The 17,056-nt window shown below is 64.6% G+C and carries 18 protein-coding genes, 1 pseudogene and 1 riboswitch; of the genes and pseudogenes, 6 read left to right on the top strand and 13 right to left on the bottom strand.

Annotation, left to right across the window (positions count from 1 at the left end; all coding sequences use genetic code 11):
- Positions 1-42 precede the first annotated feature (42 nt).
- Positions 43-447 (top strand): porin, encoded by a 405-nt coding sequence (locus M8523_RS06625; RefSeq protein WP_282584055.1) that lies wholly within the window; start codon positions 43-45, stop codon positions 445-447.
- 74 nt (positions 448-521) lie between these two features.
- Entirely contained in the window at positions 522-1,010 is a 489-nt protein-coding gene (locus M8523_RS06630) for a CAP domain-containing protein (protein ID WP_282584056.1), read from the top strand.
- 30 nt (positions 1,011-1,040) lie between these two features.
- Here the strand turns inward: M8523_RS06630 and M8523_RS06635 are convergent, their stop codons facing one another.
- From M8523_RS06635 to ureC, 11 genes and pseudogenes are all read right to left on the bottom strand, one after another.
- Positions 1,041-1,658 (bottom strand): thiamine phosphate synthase, encoded by a 618-nt coding sequence (locus M8523_RS06635; protein ID WP_282584057.1) that lies wholly within the window; start codon positions 1,656-1,658, stop codon positions 1,041-1,043.
- Positions 1,655-2,425 carry a thiazole synthase gene (locus M8523_RS06640; protein ID WP_282584058.1) on the bottom strand — a complete coding sequence of 257 codons (771 nt, stop codon included), beginning with the start codon at positions 2,423-2,425 and terminating at the stop codon, positions 1,655-1,657. The genes M8523_RS06635 and M8523_RS06640 overlap by 4 nt, the downstream gene beginning before the upstream one ends.
- A 1-nt stretch (position 2,426) precedes the next feature.
- Entirely contained in the window at positions 2,427-2,624 is a 198-nt protein-coding gene (gene thiS / locus M8523_RS06645; RefSeq protein ID WP_282584059.1) for a sulfur carrier protein ThiS, read from the bottom strand.
- Positions 2,621-3,592, bottom strand: coding sequence for a glycine oxidase ThiO (gene thiO, locus M8523_RS06650; protein ID WP_282584060.1), 972 nt, complete (start codon positions 3,590-3,592; stop codon positions 2,621-2,623). The genes thiS and thiO overlap by 4 nt, the downstream gene beginning before the upstream one ends.
- 32 nt (positions 3,593-3,624) lie before the next feature.
- Positions 3,625-3,753: riboswitch (TPP riboswitch) on the bottom strand.
- Positions 3,754-3,780: 27 nt separating this feature from the next.
- A pseudogene (locus M8523_RS36695) lies at positions 3,781-4,259 on the bottom strand (GNAT family N-acetyltransferase).
- A gap of 104 nt (positions 4,260-4,363) precedes the next feature.
- On the bottom strand, positions 4,364-4,993 hold the full coding sequence (gene ureG, locus M8523_RS06660; protein WP_282584062.1) for an urease accessory protein UreG: 630 nt from the start codon (positions 4,991-4,993) through the stop codon (positions 4,364-4,366).
- Positions 4,990-5,670: an urease accessory protein UreF gene (locus M8523_RS06665; protein ID WP_282584063.1), complete on the bottom strand. Its 681-nt coding sequence runs from the start codon at positions 5,668-5,670 to the stop codon at positions 4,990-4,992. The genes ureG and M8523_RS06665 overlap by 4 nt, the downstream gene beginning before the upstream one ends.
- Complete coding sequence (locus M8523_RS06670; protein ID WP_282584064.1) at positions 5,670-6,200, bottom strand: urease accessory protein UreE; 531 nt, start codon at positions 6,198-6,200, stop codon at positions 5,670-5,672. Before M8523_RS06670 ends, M8523_RS06665 begins: the two co-directional genes overlap by 1 nt.
- Positions 6,201-6,242: 42 nt before the next feature.
- Positions 6,243-6,530, bottom strand: coding sequence for a putative quinol monooxygenase (locus M8523_RS06675; RefSeq protein WP_282584065.1), 288 nt, complete (start codon positions 6,528-6,530; stop codon positions 6,243-6,245).
- 161 nt (positions 6,531-6,691) lie between these two features.
- Entirely contained in the window at positions 6,692-6,997 is a 306-nt protein-coding gene (locus tag M8523_RS06680) for a metal-sensing transcriptional repressor (protein ID WP_282584066.1), read from the bottom strand.
- A gap of 212 nt (positions 6,998-7,209) precedes the next feature.
- Positions 7,210-8,955, bottom strand: a complete 1,746-nt coding sequence (gene ureC / locus M8523_RS06685; RefSeq protein WP_282584067.1) for an urease subunit alpha — start codon at positions 8,953-8,955, stop codon at positions 7,210-7,212.
- Positions 8,956-9,346: 391 nt separating this feature from the next.
- Here ureC and rph point away from each other — a divergent pair, with 391 nt between their 5' ends.
- A complete protein-coding gene (rph, locus tag M8523_RS06690) occupies positions 9,347-10,066 on the top strand; it encodes a ribonuclease PH (protein WP_282584068.1) in 720 nt (239 codons plus the stop codon).
- Between the two features lie 26 nt (positions 10,067-10,092).
- Here rph and M8523_RS06695 read toward each other — a convergent pair whose 3' ends face one another.
- Both M8523_RS06695 and M8523_RS06700 read right to left on the bottom strand, forming a co-directional pair.
- Positions 10,093-11,892 carry a cation:proton antiporter domain-containing protein gene (locus tag M8523_RS06695; RefSeq protein WP_282584069.1) on the bottom strand — a complete coding sequence of 600 codons (1,800 nt, stop codon included), beginning with the start codon at positions 11,890-11,892 and terminating at the stop codon, positions 10,093-10,095.
- 78 nt (positions 11,893-11,970) lie between these two features.
- Positions 11,971-12,846, bottom strand: coding sequence for a uracil-DNA glycosylase (locus tag M8523_RS06700; protein WP_282584070.1), 876 nt, complete (start codon positions 12,844-12,846; stop codon positions 11,971-11,973).
- A 90-nt stretch (positions 12,847-12,936) separates the two neighbouring features.
- On the opposite strand from M8523_RS06700, the gene M8523_RS06705 reads away from it, so the two are divergent.
- The 3 genes from M8523_RS06705 to M8523_RS06715 all read left to right on the top strand — a co-directional run bounded on the left by M8523_RS06705 (position 12,937) and on the right by M8523_RS06715 (position 17,056).
- Positions 12,937-14,631, top strand: coding sequence for an electron transfer flavoprotein-ubiquinone oxidoreductase (locus M8523_RS06705; protein WP_282584071.1), 1,695 nt, complete (start codon positions 12,937-12,939; stop codon positions 14,629-14,631).
- A gap of 519 nt (positions 14,632-15,150) precedes the next feature.
- Positions 15,151-15,963 (top strand): glucose-1-phosphate cytidylyltransferase, encoded by an 813-nt coding sequence (gene rfbF / locus M8523_RS06710; RefSeq protein ID WP_282584072.1) that lies wholly within the window; start codon positions 15,151-15,153, stop codon positions 15,961-15,963.
- A gap of 10 nt (positions 15,964-15,973) precedes the next feature.
- Positions 15,974-17,056, top strand: coding sequence for an NAD-dependent epimerase/dehydratase family protein (locus M8523_RS06715; protein WP_282584073.1), 1,083 nt, complete (start codon positions 15,974-15,976; stop codon positions 17,054-17,056).

Below are 17,056 nucleotides of genomic sequence, written 5' to 3' on the forward strand. Positions count from 1 at the left end.
GACGTGCCATCTGTACGACATCGATCTTGGATGTGGGGATCAATGCCCCTGGGCGGCGCCGGGTTGGCTCTCGGGCTCTCGCTCGTCCTGGCACGGTCGGCTTCTGCCGCAGACCCGTTCGAGCCGCCGCCAGAACGTCCCGTCATCGGGAGTTGCGGAACGGTGAGCGGCGGCTTCTTGTTGCCCGGAACCGATGCATGTCTGCGCATCAACGGCTTTGTTCGCGGCGACGCGGCCATGCGGGTGGCGGAGCCGACCTTTGCGCTTGGGGCACCCTCGACGGCGGGAACGATCGCAGGGTCCGGTCGGGACCTCCAACGATCATCACTCACCACGGCGGCACGTTTGAGCGCCGATGTTCGTATCCCGACCGCCTATGGCCCCGTGAGACTCTACGTGTCCCTCAAGGGCGCCCGCGGGTCGCACCAACCCGGCCCGGACCGCTGAGTCTCGCCGCCAGGTCCTCTTAACCATCCTGCATCAGACTTGCGCGACAGACCATTGCTCGGGGAACCCTCAACGTGAACATCTTTTCGGCGCTCCGTCTCTCCGGCGCCGTTCTCGGCCTCTCGATCCTCGCCGGATGTTCGGCCCTGCCAATCGCGCCAACCGGATCCGTCGGAGCGGTGGCGCTCGACCGAGGCAGCGCCGAAGCGATGATTTCAGCCTATCGACGCGAACACGGCTTGCCGGCTGTGCAGCTCGACGCCACTCTCACAGCCGTCGCCCAACGGCAGGCCGACGCCATGGCTGGCCGAAACGTCCTGAGTCACGAGGTCGCGGGCTCTCTGCCGGAGCGGCTTGCCGAAGGTGGCGCGGACCGCCGCGCCGCCATCGAAAATGTCTCGGCCGGTTACGCGTCCTTCGCATCCGCCTTGGAGGGTTGGAAGCGCTCGCCCCACCACAACGACAACCTGCTGTTCGCACCGATGCGCCGCATGGGCATCGCAGCCGCGGAAGCTCCAGGCACGCGCTACAAGACGTTCTGGTCTCTGGTCATGACCAACTGATTGGGCGGCTCCTCACGAGCCGCAGGTACCTCAGGCGTCCTTGCGCACTGCTGCCAACCAAGCCTCCGTCTGACGCTCCGGATCGGGATTGGCGACGATATCGCTCACCACCGCAACGCTGTCGGCTCCCGCGTCGAGACACAAAGGCACACGTTCGAGCGTGATGCCGCCGATCGCCACGAGTGGCCGGCTGCCGACGAGGCGCTTCCATTCGCCGAGGCGTTCGAGGCCTTGCGGCGCCCAAGGCATCACCTTCAGCGTGGTCGGATAGACGGGTCCGAGCGCGACGTAATCGGGGTCGGTTGAGAGTGCACGCTCGAGCTCGGCATGGTCATGCGTGCTCACGCCGAGCATGAGGCCGCGCCGCCGCAAAGCATGTAAATCCGCCGTGTCGAGATCGGTCTGCCCGAGGTGCACATAGGTGGCGTCGGCATCGATCGCCTCCCGCCAGTGATCGTTGACAACCAGTTGGGCACCGGCTTCGGCACAGACGACCAGCGCCGCGGCGATCTCGGCCGCCACCGCCTGGGTGTCGGCGCTTTTAAAGCGAAGCTGAATGAAGCGCGCCCCGCATCGGACGAGCCGCGACACCCAGGCGGCATCGGGCACGACGGGGTAGAACGCATCGATGGTCCGGTAGGCCATCATGCCAGAAACGCCTTGCCGAGCACCGGCGTCGAGGGGGCCGCCATATCACGCATCTCCATCGGATCGGCCTCGTAGGCGGCACGCCCCGCCTCGATGGCCTTGGCGAAGGCCTGGGCCATCCGCACCGGATCGCCGGCCTTGGCGACCGCAGTGTTGAGCAGCACGGCGTCGTAGCCGAGCTCCATGGCCGCCGCGGCATGGGACGGAAGGCCGATGCCGGCATCGACGATCAGCGGCACGTCGGGGAAATGCGCCCGCATGGTGCGCAGAGCATAGGGGTTGTTCAGCCCACGGCCGCTCCCGATGGGGGCGCCCCAGGGCATCAGCACGCGGCAGCCGGCCTCGACCAGCCGCTCGGCCACCACAAGGTCGTCGGTCGTGTAGGGGAAGACCGCGAACCCGTCCTCGCTCAGGATGCGGGCCGCCTCGACCAATCCGAACACATCCGGCTGCAGCGTGTCGGCCTCGCCGATGACTTCGAGCTTGATCCAGGAGGTGTTGAAGACCTCCCTGGCCATCTGGGCCGTCGTGACGGCTTCCTTGACCGAGTGACAGCCGGCCGTGTTGGGCAGCACGGTGGCACCCGTCTCGCGGATCAGAGCCCAGAAATCCTGCCCGGTGCGCTGGGCCGCGCTCTCGCGGCGGAGCGACACGGTGAGGATTTCGGCGCGCGAGGCACGCGCCGCCTCCGCCATGATGGCCGGAGAGGGATAGAGTGCCGTGCCGAGCAAGAGGCGGGATTCGAAGGTTTTGTCGTAAAGCTGCACATCAGCCTCCCTGCATCGGGGCCAGAATTTCGACGCGGTCACCCTCGGTCAGGGCCGTGCGGCGACGGGCAGCGGCCGGCACGAAGGCGCCATTCAAAGCGGTTGCGACCATCGCGTCGGCGAGTCCGAGCGTCTCCACGAGGTCGAACAGGGTTTCGGCAGCCTGATCCTCGGGCTGGCCGTTGATGATGAGGGTCATGCGGTCACCTCGACGGGCAAGAGGATGTCAGCGGCCTGCTGCGCCAACGAGGGCGACAGCAGGAAGCCATGGCGGTAGAGGCCGTTCAGGCGCAGGATGTCGCCGTCTCGCGTGACGCGAGGCAGATTGTCCGGAAAGGCGGGACGCACGTTCGCGCCGAATTCGACGATCTCGGCCTCCGCGAAAGCCGGATGCACTGCATAGGCGGCATTGAGCAGTTCCAGAGCCGAGCGCACCGTCATCGGGCCCCGGTGATCGCTCTCGATCATCGTGGCGCCGATCATGAATCGTCCCTCGGATCGCGGCACGATGTAGAGGGGGATGCGGGGGTGCAGGAACCGCACCGGGCGCGTGAGGTGGATCTCTGTGGAGCGTACGATCACCATCTCGCCGCGCACGCCGCGCAGGTCCTTCAGCTGCTCGCGCGCCGCGAAGCCGCGCGAATCGACGATCGCGTCGGCGGCAACCTCCGTGGTGTCCGCATCGACCCCCAAACGCAGATCGACCCCGCGCGCCGCAAGTCCCGCGGCCAGCGCCGCGAGAGCGGCCCGCGGGTCGAGGTGCGCCTCCTCGGCAAAGAACAGGCCGCTGCGGAAGCGTCCCGCGAGATCAGGCTCGAGGGCCGCGACGCCATCCTGATCAAGCGAAGTGAAATGCGCGGTGCGGCGGGCAAAGCGATGCAATTCGGCCGCGTCACGCGCCGGCGCCACGACCAGCGTCCCGGCCCGGACAGTGCCGGCGAAATGCCGCGGCCACCAATCGAGCGCGAGGCGTCCCCGCACGACCACAGCTTCCTCGGCACTTTCCCGTTCGCACCAGGGCGCCAGCATACCCCCGGCGAACCACGAACAGGCCTCGGCGCCGACGCTCGCGCCGCGTTCGAGCACCGTAACGGTCGCGCCGCGCTCGGCGAGTTCGGTCGCGGCCACAAGTCCGGCGACCCCGGCTCCAATCACGCTGACGCGCATGACCGGCTCCAAACATCTACTGCGAATCGATCTCGTACCACGAACCCCGTCCCTCCGCCGGTATGAACCGGATCAGGTGCTTAGGGTATCCCGCGCCACGACGTCATCGACGCCGGCCATCGGTCTCTCAGCCCCTTGCCGGGACTCCCCTCGGATAGCCGGTGTCTTCGACGAGATGCGCCGGCTCGTCAAGACGTGGGGTGCGGGGGAGTGGAATGAAAGGCCCTTGGCCGCTGGAAGACAATCAAGGTCTTGCCTTTGTATTCCGCCACGCCGCTCTGCACATAACCGGCCTGCCGCGCGAGGCGGATCGATCGTTCATGCTCGGGCACGATGATACAGGTCGTGGCAGGTGCATCGAGATGCGCGTCGCTCCAGTCTAGTGATGCGGCGACCGCCTCGCCCGCAAACCCCTGGCCCTGTGCCCAACGGCGAGAACCCATCCAATCTCCGGCACCTCCCCCAGCGGTGGAACCATGTCGCGCTTCAGTTGCATGAAGCCCACGTCGCCGACGTATCGGCCAGAGACTTTCTCGGTGACGCACCACATCCCGTAGCCCGCGAATGGCCAGTGGCCGGCCGCACGCAGGAGACGGGACCACACCGTCTCGCGGCTCTCGGGTCGGCCATCGCCGATGAACCGCATCACGGCGGCGTCGGCGCGCATGGCCTCGCAAGCCGCCAGGTCATCGGGGCGATGTGCGCGCAGGATCAGGCGCGCGGTCTCCAGCGTCGGGGCCGAGGACCAAGGCTGCAACGCGGGCTCCGTCGTCACGCCACGGCGCGGGACGGCAAGCCCCCTTTGGTTTCGATGAAATCGACGATCCGGTCGAGTCCGTCGCCCGCTTTCATGTTGGTGAACACGAAGGGCTTGCCGCGCCGCATCGCAATCGTGTCCCGCTCCATCACGGCGAGCGAGGCGCCGACATAGGGTGCGAGATCGACCTTGTTGATCACGAGCAAGTCCGAGCGGGTGATGCCGGGGCCGCCTTTGCGGGGAATCTTCTCGCCGCCCGAGACGTCGATGACATAGATCGTCAGATCGGCCAGTTCGGGCGAGAAGGTGGCGGCCAGATTGTCGCCGCCCGATTCGATGAGGATGAGATCGAGCTTCGGGAAGCGGCGGTTCATCTCGTCGATGGCCGCAAGGTTGATGGAGGCGTCCTCGCGGATCGCCGTATGCGGACAGCCTCCGGTCTCGACGCCCATGATCCGGTCGAGCGGTAGCGCATCGGCACGGGCCAGGATCTCGGCATCCTCTCGGGTGTAGATGTCGTTGGTGATGGCTGCGATCTCGTGCGTGTCGCGCAGTCGCTTGCACAAGAGTTCCATGAGGGCCGTCTTGCCGGAGCCGACAGGGCCGCCGATGCCAACCCGCAGAGGGCCGTTGGGTGATGTCATGATCGGAACAACCTCGAATAGAGCGTCTCGTGACGGAGCGCCATAATGTCGGAACGCTGAGCACATCCGCCGAGATCGTCAAGCGCGGAGCCCGCCGACATCGCGGCCAAGCGATGAACCTGGGGAACGAGACCGGCCGTCACCCGCTGCCCGTCCGTCTGGCCCACGACACCCAGTCGGATGGCGGCCGAAACCAGATTTTGGATGAAAGCAAGGCCGAAGGCTTCAAGGGAGGACTGCAGGTCAATTTCGGCCACCGCACAAGCGCTGCCGAAGGCAGCCGGATAGGCCAGGTCGCCTTCCGGCCACGCGAAGGCGGCATCGGGCCATGCCGCCCGGATGGCGGTCGCGAAGGCATTGCCCTGCCCAACCGCTTCCAGCCGGCGCTCGCGCGAGGGGCACAGGGCGAGAGCCAGGTCGTTGGCCTCGGTGAAGGCCGCGACATCCTTGTCCCGGCCCGCGCGCCAGGTTGCGGCAACCAGGATCGCGTCATTACGGATCGCACCGTGGTCGATGAGATCGGTCAGCCAAGCCTGAAGACCGACCAACCCTTCGACAAGGCCTTCATCGACCGCGGTTTCCAGCCCGTGCGAATACGTGTAGGCGCCGACCGGGAATGCGGGCGAGACCCAGGCAAAAAGCGCCAGTGTCGACCAACCCGCCTTGGATCCCGGCATCAATGGTCGTGCTTGTGCGAATGGCCGTGATGATGGTCATGGTGATGATGGTCGTGATGCGCGTGGCTGTCGTGATTCGGGCTCGCGGTCTCGGCCGTGGCGCTTGCATAGGCGCCCCCCTCCGGATCGAAGGGAGCCTCGATCGGCACCAGCTTGGCTCCAAGGCCGCGCAGCATGTCCTCGATGACGTGATCTCGTCGGATCCGCAGGGCCTTCGGCAGGATCTGCGTCGGCAGATGCCGGTTGCCGAGATGCCAGGCCAGCCGCGCAAAAGCGTCCGGCGCTCCGGATTTCACTTCGACCAGAGCCTCGGGGGCCGCCACGACCTCGACCCGCCGTCCATCCTCCAGTTCCAGTGCGTCACCGCCCCGCAACATGAGAGCCTCCGGCAGATCCAGCAGGAACTCGAGACCCCGCACACTCGTCATCACCATGCGGCGCCGATGACGCTCGTCGAATTCGAGCACCACGGTCTCGTCAGCGGTCCCGCTCCAGGCCCCGCCGGCGACGACTTTCGTGGCGCGGATCATGGAACGGACTTCGAAGCGGACAGGCACAAAGCGGGTGCGGAATCACGACGCATCGACATGCTCCGGCCGAATGATTTCGAGCGCCCGGCCTGTCAGATACTTCTCGCATAGCGTGCGCCAGTGCTGAAGATGCTTTGTCTGGAAATGGGCATCGAGCGCTTCGCGGCTGTCCCAGCGTTCGACGAACACGAAAGTCAAAGGATCGGTGATGCTGCCCGAAAGATCATAATGTTGGCAGCCCGCCTCTTGTCGCGTCGCTGCGATCACTTCGCGCGCGCCGGCCATAAAAGCTTCGCGGTGATCCGCGTTCACGGTCAGGGTCGCAATCACATAGATCAAAACTCATTCTCCATGATCTGATGCCGCCACGTCCGTGACCACGAATCGCCCGAAACTCAAGACGAGGAGGACCGAACCATAGTTCAAACCTGCACGACGCGGCCAGCCGACGACGCCCTCCATGGCTGTCGTTCCTGACTTTGTCGCTTAGGTCAAACGAGGCGGAAGGTCGAGCGGAGAAGTTCGACGAGGTTTTGGACGTCCCCACCACTCTCGGCTGGAGACGCCGCCATGCCGGCAAGTTGCGCTTTGACTTCCTGGGAGATCGACAAAAGCGCCACTTCCCGAAGCGCTGCCACGACAGCGTTGACCTGCTGGATCTGATCGAGTGTGCGCCTTTCCCCTTCGGCCATCTGCTTCAGCCCGCGAACTTGTCCCTCGATGCGCGCGAGCCGCTGAATGATCGCCACCTTCTCGGCCGCTTCACGTTTGTTATTGGTCCCAGCCCCGATGTCCATCCGAATTCCACACCCTAAGAGACTGCCGCCGCTCGGCTCTGCAACAAAACGAGACCCCCATCCCGGCTTTGCCGCAGCATTAATTATTGTGTCTGGACTATGTTCATCAGAGGTTACCAACAACCACTGACAAACACATTTCTGCACTATTCGTGCCAGAAAAGACTGGAGAAATGGTCATTCCCTAAGGGGCATGGGTCCCGCAAATCCGCCTAAAACAGGAAGAAGCGTTGCGCCATTGGGAGCGAGCGGGCGGGTTCACACACGAGCGGAACGCCGTCGGCTTGTACCAGATAGGTCTCGGGATCGACCTTGATGGTCGGCAGAGCCCCATTGTGGATCATGCTGGTCTTGCGCAAACCGCCCCGCGTGTTCTCGACGGCAACGAGCGGCTTCGAAAGCCGTAGAGCCTGCCCGAGCCCGCGGGCGAGAGACGTTTGCGAGACGAATGTCACGCTCGTGGCCGCCACGGCTCCGCCATAGGCGCCAAACATCGGCCGATAATGGGTCGGCTGAGGCGTGGGAATCGAGGCGTTCGGGTCGCCCATCGGGGCCGCGGCGATCATGCCGCCCTTGATGATGAGGTCCGGTTTTACGCCGAAGAAAGCCGGCGTCCAAAGGACGAGGTCGGCCAGTTTCCCCGCCTCGATCGATCCGATGTGCCGGGAGACACCATGCGCGATGGCAGGGTTGATCGTGTATTTGGCGATGTAGCGCTTGACGCGCACATTATCGCTGTCGCCCTGTTCCTCGGGCAGAGCGCCACGTTGCCGCTTCATCTTATCGGCCGTCTGCCAGGTGCGGATGATCACCTCGCCGACCCGGCCCATGGCCTGGCTGTCGGAGGACATCATCGACAGCGCACCCATGTCGTGCAGGATATCCTCCGCCGCGATGGTCTCCTTGCGGATGCGGCTTTCCGCGAAGGCCAGATCCTCGGGAATCGACGAGTCGAGGTGATGGCACACCATCAGCATGTCGAGATGCTCGTCGAGCGTGTTGACCGTGAAGGGCCGCGTCGGATTGGTCGATGACGGAAGGACGTTCTCCAGCCCCGCCACCGAGATGATGTCGGGGGCGTGGCCGCCACCCGCACCTTCCGTGTGGAACGCATGGATCGTGCGCCCCTTGAAGGCCTTGATCGTGTCCTCGACGAAGCCCGACTCGTTCAGCGTGTCGGTGTGGATCATGACCTGAATGTCGTGGTCGTCGGCGACCGACAGGCAATTGTCGATGGCGGCTGGAGTCGTGCCCCAGTCTTCGTGGAGCTTCAAGGCGCAGGCGCCCGCCTCCACTTGCTCGACGAGGCCGTCCGGCGTCGAGGCATTGCCCTTGCCGGCGAATCCGAGGTTCATTGGAAAGGCGTCGGCGGCCTCGATCATGCGAGCAATGTGCCAAGGTCCGGGCGTGCAGGTGGTTGCGAAGGTGCCGGTCGCCGGACCCGTGCCGCCCCCCAGCATCGAGGTGACGCCGGACATCAGCGCTTCCTCGATCTGCTGCGGGCAGATGAAATGGATATGCGTGTCGAAGCCGCCTGCCGTGAGGATCTTGCCTTCGCCGGCGATCACCTCGGTGCCTGGACCGATGATGATATCGACTCCCGTCTGAATCTCCGGGTTGCCGGCTTTGCCGATGGCTGCGATCCGGCCGTCCTTCAGGCCCACGTCGGCTTTCACGATTCCCCAGTGATCTAGCACCACCGCATTGGTGATGACGGTGTCGACCGCGCCTCCGGCGCGCGTGATCTGCGACTGCCCCATGCCGTCGCGGATAACCTTGCCGCCACCGAACTTCACCTCGCTGCCATAGAGCGCGGCATTGCCGCCACCGAACCCGAAAGCCGTCGTGAAATCCTTCTCGATCGTTATGAAAAGCTCCGTATCGGCGAGCCGAACCCGGTCACCGACAGTCGGTCCGAACATATCAGCATAAGCGGCGCGTGAGATTGTGGTGGCCATCGAAAACCTCGTGATACGCGAGTGTAAGCCGCGCACCGTGACGAGATGAAGCCCATTTCTTCCGCATCACCCATAAAGGGGAGGCCGGACGCCGCAACCAGCAGCGCTGGCAGACAAAAACCCCCGTCGATATAATCGACGGGGGCGCCGGTTCGGGTCTTTCAGGTGCCTTAACACCACAGAAAAGGTTTTTGTTCCGTAACGGACGCGATGTCGTGCCTGTGCCAATCTGGATGACGGCATGCGTGTTGGCTGCACAATTGCGATCGCCGGGCATCCGGCCTAATCAGAGCCGTGCCTGGGCCATCGCTCCCGTCCCCAGCCGGATCGCGCCCGCGTCGCTTGAAGGCTGGAAGAGACATGAACGTGAAGTCCTACAGGGGGAGGAACCATGCGACCGTCAAAGCGTGCAGCCGATGAAATGAGACCCGTGACAATGGAGCGCGCCGTGGCCCGCTACGCCGAAGGGTCATGCCTCATAAAATTCGGCGACACGCATGTGCTCTGCACCGCCTCCCTTGAAGACAAGCCGCCGCCATGGCTGCGCGGCCAGGGACGTGGCTGGATCACGGCCGAATACGCCATGCTGCCCCGCGCCACCTTGACCCGGACACGTCGCGAATCGACGTCCGGGAAGCCCTCGGGCCGGACGCAGGAGATCCAGCGCCTGATCGGCCGCAGCCTTCGAGCCGTCGTCGATCTACCAGCCCTGGGCGAGCGGCAGATCACCGTCGATTGCGATGTGCTGCAGGCCGACGGTGGGACCAGGACGGCTTCGATCACGGGCGCCTGGGTGGCGCTTCATGATTGTCTGGCGTGGATGCGTCAGCGCTCGATCCTCAAGGACGTGCCGCTGAAGGATCAGGTCGCGGCGGTATCGTGCGGCATCATCAAGGGCGAGGCGGTGCTCGACCTCGACTATGTCGAGGATTCATCGGCCGAAACCGACGCCAATTTCGTGATCACAGGCGCGGGTGGCCTGGTCGAAGTGCAGGCCACGGCCGAAGGCGCGCCTTTCACGTCGGGTCAATTGACGACGATGCTCGGGCTTGCGGGGAGCGGGGTGGAGCGGCTGGTGGCACTGCAGAAGCAGATCGTGCAGGCACGGTAGCGATATGGGATCGGAATCGGTCTCGCTCAGGGGCGGGATTGCTGCGGGCGGCGAATGGCCCGGCGCTCGCGGCGCGGGGTCGTGGGTTGACCCGATGGCGCATTGAGCAGCGCCCGGTATTCGTCACGTTTCTCGTGGATCGAGGCAATCACGAGCCCCATGGGAATTCCCATGTCGACCAGCGCGGCCTCGCTCAGTTGCAGGCTTGCCTCGATGGTCTCGGGCACCGCATCGGTGACGCCGGCTTCATAGAGCTTGCTGGCATGGACCGCGTCGCGGGCGCGGGCCACGATCGTCAGGTCGGCGCGCTCGGCACGGGCCGTGGTCACCACCTGTTCCACGACGCGGGTCGTACTGATCGTGACGATCAGGGCCCGCGCCTCGGCAATTCCGCACAGGCGCATGAATTCCGGCCGCGTCGCATCCCCGAAGGTGACGGGCAAGCCCGCGTCGCGCGCCCGCGCCACGGTCGCGGCGTCGTCATCGATCGCAAGATAGGGCAATTGATGCATGGTCACCATGTCGGCCACAAGGCGGCCGACACGGCCATAGCCGACGATCAGCACTCGGGCCTGCCCGTCATCAGGCGGCGGCGGCAGGGGCACGGCATTGCGCGCGACCGGCAGGCGGCGGGCCAGCCGTTGGGCCACGCGGGCGATGAAGGGCGTCGCGATCATCGTGAGCGTGACAGCCACGAGCAGGCTGGCACTCAGCGGCTCCGGCAGAAGCGCGCCCGCGGTTGCCTGATTGATCAGCACGAACGCGAACTCGCCTCCCGGTGCGAGCAGAAGCGAGACTTCGGCCGAGGTGCGGCGGGGCATCTTCAGCAGGCGCGCGCTGAAATACAGCACCAGCGTCTTGATCGCGACGAGGCCGAAAGCCAGGCCGAGCACGAGGATCGGATTGTTGAAGAGCTGCGAGAGGTCGAGTTCGGTTCCGACCGACACGAAAAACAGGCCGAGTAAAAGCCCTTTGAACGGATCGATCGTCACTTCGATCTCGCGACGGAATTCAGTTTCGGCCAGCAAAAGGCCGGCGATGAAGGCGCCGATCGCCATCGACAATCCGCTCGCCGCCGTAATGGCCCCTGTGCCGATGATCACCAGCAGCGACGCGGCCGTGAACAATTCCGTCGACCGCGCCACGGCCACGAGCTGAAACAGCGGCCGCAGGATCAGGCGCCCGCCGACCACCAGCGCCGCCACCGCGATCGCGGCCGGCGCGAGGGTCAGCACGAGTTTCAGGCCGAGATTGCCACTGCTGTGATCCGCCAGAACCGACACGGCGAAGAGAAGCGGCGCGACGGCGAGATCCTGGAACAGCAGCAAGGCAAAGGCCATGCGGCCCGTGGCGGAATTCAACCGTTTGCGCTCGGCCAGGACCGGAACCACGATGGCGGTCGACGACAGGGCCAAGGCGCCGCCCAGCACCAGGGCGACGCCTGGTGGCACGCCGAAGCCCATCGCGGCAACGCCAAGGACCGCCGCCGAGGCACCGACCTGCAGCGGACCGAGACCGAAGATGAGGCGCCGCAGCGTATTCAGGCGGGCGAACGACAGTTCCAGCCCCAGCATGAACAGCAGGAACACGACGCCGAACTCGGCGATCGCCGCGATATTGGCGTCGTGCCCGATCGTGAATGTGGCGAGCATTGGCACCTTGCCGGCCAACGCCCCGATGCCGAAAGGTCCGAGCGCGATGCCGGCGAACAGGAAGCCCAATACGGGGCTCACGCGGATCTTATGGAAGAGCGGAACGACGAGGCCCGCGGTCGTGAGGAACAGCAGGGTCTCGCGGATTCCGGCTGGAAAACTGGTCTCCGTCATGCCGGGCGCTGCCTCGCAGACGCCCAGATGTCTGCTTGCAGCGCCGCTTCGCGGGTGAAGATCGATAGCGTCATCGGCTCAACCGTTCCCCATCGCGGCGTCGCGCACCAGCTTCAAAGCCAGGAGGTCGCGCCACGCCAGCTTTTTGTGCGCCGGCTGGCGCAGCAGATAGGCGGGATGCAGCATCGGCATGGCGCGCGCGGTATGGCTCGGCAGCGCGTAATCCGACCACCGGCCCCGCGCCCGCAGGATTCCGTCCTTCGTGCCGAGCAGCGTCTGGGCGGCGGAACCGCCGAGGCAGAGCAGATAGCGCGGCCCCACCAGTTCGATCTGACGCGCGATGAAGGGCAGGCAGATGGCGATTTCCTGCGGGGTCGGGGTCCGGTTGCCGGGTGGCCGCCAGGGGATCACATTGGCGATATAGACCTGCGTCCGGTCGAGGCCGATCGCTTTCAGCATCCGGTCGAACAACTGGCCGCTGCGTCCGACGAATGGCACGCCTGAACGATCCTCGTCGGCTCCCGGCGCTTCCCCGACCGCCATGATGTCGGCGGCGGGATTTCCGTCGGCAAAGACAAGCCGGGTGGCGGTCGCCCGCAGAGCGCAGGAGTCGAAGCTTTCGAGAGCAGCTCGCAGTTCATCGAGCGTCCGGGCACTCGCGGCCGCTTCGCGGGCCGATTGCGCAGCCTCGGTCGTCGATCCTGCCGCGGCGTCAGGGAACAGGCTCGGTGCCCCCGAAACGGGTGCGACCGCAGGGCGGGCCGCTGTCAAAGCCGGCCGCGCCGGCGCTTGCGGGTTCGACGCGGACCCGGCCTCACGCAGGCTCAATGCGGCGCGATGTTCGGCGAAGCGGTCATGCGGTGTCGCATCGACGACAGCGTCGATGCCCATCTCGGCATACCAGCGCAGGATCTCGATCGCGTCGCCGCGGGTGGGACCGTCGTGGTCTGTCATCCCCTCTAAGTACCATCGAGTCCTTGTTTATGCGACACGCCTTTCCGACTATCAGCGTCGATTGCGCGTCAAAGAACGGAGAATGGGCGGATGGCCCCGATGAACGAGGCGGCGACTGGCGAGGCGCTGCCGGAACGCGAGGCGATGGATTTCGACGTCGTGGTGGTGGGCGCAGGCCCGGCCGGGCTCGCGGCGGCGATCCGACTGAAGCAGATCAACCCCGACCTCGCCATCGTGGTGGTGGAAAAAGGATCGGAGGTCGGCGCACATATCCTGTCTGGCGCCGTCATCGACCCGAAGGGCCTCGACAGCCTCCTGCCCGAATGGCGGCAGGAGGCCGACCGCCCGCTCGTGACCCCCGTCACGGATGACCGCTTCTATCTGCTGGGTCCCGCGGGCGGCATGCGCCTGCCCAATCTTCTGATGCCGAAGCTGATGAGCAACCACGGCAATTTCGTGGGGTCGCTCGGCAATGTGGCGCGCTACCTCGGCCGCAAGGCCGAGGCCCTTGGCATCGACATCTATCCCGGATTCGCGGCGGCGGAGGTTCTCTACGGCGACGCGGGCGAGGTGGTCGGCGTCGCGACGGGCGACATGGGCGTCGCCAAGGACGGCACGATCACGGACAACTTCACCCGCGGCATGGAGCTTCGGGCCAAATATACGTTGTTCGCCGAAGGCGCGCGCGGCTCTCTCTCGAAGGGGCTGATCGCCCGTTTCAAGTTGCACGCGAACGGCGAGCCGCAGAAATACGGCATCGGGCTCAAGGAATTGTGGCGTGTCGATCCCGCCAAACACCAGCCAGGGCTGGTGCAGCATTCGTTCGGCTGGCCGCTCGACAATGCGACGGGCGGCGGTTCTTTCCTGTACCACCTCGAAGACAACCAGGTGGTGGTCGGCTTCGTGGTGCACCTCAATTATACGAATCCGACTTTGTCGCCCTTCGACGAGTTCCAGCGGTTCAAGACGCATCCCATGATCGCCGACCTCTTCGCGGGAGGCACGCGCCTGTCCTATGGCGCGCGCGCCATCACCGAAGGCGGATGGCAGTCCGTGCCGCGCCTCACTTTTCCGGGCGGCGCGCTGGTCGGCTGCGCGGCGGGCTTCGTCAATGTCCCGCGCATCAAGGGGTCGCACAATGCGATCCTCAGCGGCATGCTGGCGGCCGAACATGTGGCACAGGCCCTGTTGGAAGGGCGCGCCAACGACGAGATCGCCGCCTACGAGCAAGCCTGGCGAGGTTCCGAGATCGGCGCCGATCTGAAGCGGGTCCGTAACGTGAAGCCGCTCTGGTCGAAGTTCGGCACATGGCTCGGCGTGCCGCTCGGCGGCCTCGACATGTGGATGAATCAGATCTTCGGCGGGTCGCCTTTCGGCACGATGAAACACGGCAAGCCGGACCATGCGAGCCTGAAGCCTCTCGCGGAGGTCAAGCCGATCGTCTATCCGAAACCGGACGGCGTGCTGACATTCGACAAACTGTCGTCGGTGTTCCTGTCCGGCACCAATCACGAGGAGAACCAGCCCGCTCACCTTGTGCTCACCGACCCGACGATCCCGATTCGCGAGAATCTGCCCAAATACGGCGAACCGGCGCGGCTCTATTGCCCGGCCGGCGTCTACGAAGTGGTCTATGCGGATGCCGCCCGAGGGACCGAGCCGCGCTTCGTGATCAATGCGCAGAACTGCGTCCACTGCAAAACCTGCGACATCAAGGACCCCAGCCAGAACATCACCTGGGTGCCGCCCGAGGGCGGCGGCGGACCGACCTATCCGAACATGTAGAGCGCCTGCCCACCGGGCCCGCGGGAACCGCCCCGTGCTGGCGCAGGCCGAGGTACCTCGGCCCGTTCAGGATCGCTGATATCACGAATCTGCCTGGCCGCTGCAGCCGCGTCTGTCGTTTGCCACGGACGGTTGTCACCGGCGCATTCTCAATGCCGCACCGCAGCATTATTGGCCTCTTGCATTAACCCGAACGCCGCGTCTTGTCTTGACATCCCCTTGCGTTGCACGCTCTTTAAGAAGAATGGCGTGACGCTTTTGGAAACGTTAGGGGATGTGAGTGGTCGTTTCGATCTCGATCTCGGGTTTCCTTAGGGAATCTCGCGGACGTTACTGCAGTGTGTCGCCAAGTAGACACTGTGGTTATTCTACGATCGTTCTTCGGGCATCTTCTTCCAGCGCGGCCAAGCTCGCAGCCGGCTCGAGGCTCAACATGAGATTGCGCGAGATGGGCCGCCTGCCTGCTCTCCAGACTGGCCTGACCGCACGATGCGCACCACAGCTCAAGGGATCTCTCCAATGGATCTAAAAACCGTCCCCGTCTTCATTCTCGCTGGCGGTCTCGGAACACGCCTGAAGGAGCAAACAGAATTTCGCCCGAAGCCGATGGTCGAGGTCGGCAATAAGCCGATCCTTTGGCATATCATGCGCTCCTACAGCGCCCACGGCTTTCGTCGATTTATCATCTGCACGGGGTTCAAGTCCGAGGTCGTCAAAAGCTACTTCCTGAACTATGACGCGATGAACTCGGACTTTACGGTCGATCTCGCGAGCCGCCAATTGACCTACAATGGGGCGCATCACCAGGAAGACTGGGAAGTCACCGTCGCCTATACGGGCGAGCTCACCATGACCGGAGGCCGCATCGGTCGCGCCGTGTCGCGCTATCTCGGCGATGCGGAACATTTCGCGGTCACGTATGGCGATGGGCTCACCAACGCCAATCTCGCGGAGGAGTTCGCCTTCCATCGGGAACACGGCAAGATCGGCACGGTCCTGGCCATCAATCCGCCCTCGCGCTTCGGTGAACTTGGGACGGAGGGCGACACGATCACGCATTTCGCGGAAAAGCCCGAACTCACGAGTTCATGGATCAACGGCGGCTACTTCTTCTTCAAGCGGGACTTCGCCCATTACGTGAATGACTCGTCCAGCTTGGTTCTTGAAAAGGAACCGCTGATGAAGCTCGCGGCCGATGGCCAGTTGGCGATCTACCGGCACCCCGATTTCTGGTTCTGCATGGACACCCAACGCGACCACGACGAGCTGGAGCAGATCTGGAAGTCCGGCAAGGCCCCATGGACTCCCGAAAACCGCAAAACCAGCAATTGAGCCCGCCTCGATGACAAATCCGATCCTGGTCGAAGACCTCAGCCGTATACATGCCGCCATCGGCCAACGTGACCGGTTCGACGGCAGCACGGTCGTTATGACGGGATGCGCCGGCTTCCTCGGCTTCTATTTCATGAATTATCTGGTCCGCTATGCGGACGAACTCGGCATCAAGAAGGTCATCGGCCTCGACACCTTCCTGCTCGATAAACCCGCGTGGCTGACCGAACTAGCGGAGCGCTACCCGGCTAAGCTCGACCTTCGCCACTTCAACATCGCGACCGACGATCTCACGACCCTCGATGGCGCGGTCGACGCCCGTTACGTCATCCACGGCGCCTCGATCGCCTCGCCGACTTTCTATCGGCAATATCCGGTGGAAACGATCGACGCGAACATCTGGGGTCTCCGGCGCATCCTCGATGTGTATCGCGGCCGCGACACTTTGAAAGGGCTTCTGTTTTTCTCGTCGAGCGAGATCTACGGCGACCCGAGCCCGGATGCCATTCCGACCGACGAGGAATATCGCGGCAACGTGTCATGCCATGGTCCTCGCGCCTGCTACGATGAAAGCAAGCGCTTCGGCGAAACCATGGCCTGGGTCTATTCGCGGCAGTTCGGCATGCCGATCACGGTCGCCCGGCCCTTCAACAATTACGGCCCCGGCATGCGGCTGGGCGACAAGCGCCTGCCGGCCGATTTCGCCAAATGCGTGCTGGAGAACCGGGACATCGTGATCCTGTCGAACGGCGCCCCCACGCGCACCTTCTGCTACGTCTCGGACGCCATCACGGGCTATCTCCTGTGCCTACTCTACGGGAAATACGACTACTTCAACATCGGCATAGAGAAGCCGGAAACGAGCGTGCGGGATCTGGCGACCTTCTATCAGTCCTCGGGCAAGCCGCTTTTCGGCTATTCGGGCAAAGTCATTTTCGAGACAAGCGACGACCCCGAATACATGACCGATAATCCCAACCGCCGCTGCCCCGTCATCACCAAGGCGCGCACGGTCCTGGGCTACGACCCCACCATCCTGGTGGAGGAGGGTGTCGGCCGTTATCTGCGCTTCCTCCAGCACGAAAAGGCCTGA

This window comes from Lichenifustis flavocetrariae (genome assembly GCF_026130545.1).
Lineage (GTDB): Bacteria > Pseudomonadota > Alphaproteobacteria > Rhizobiales > Beijerinckiaceae > Lichenihabitans > Lichenihabitans flavocetrariae.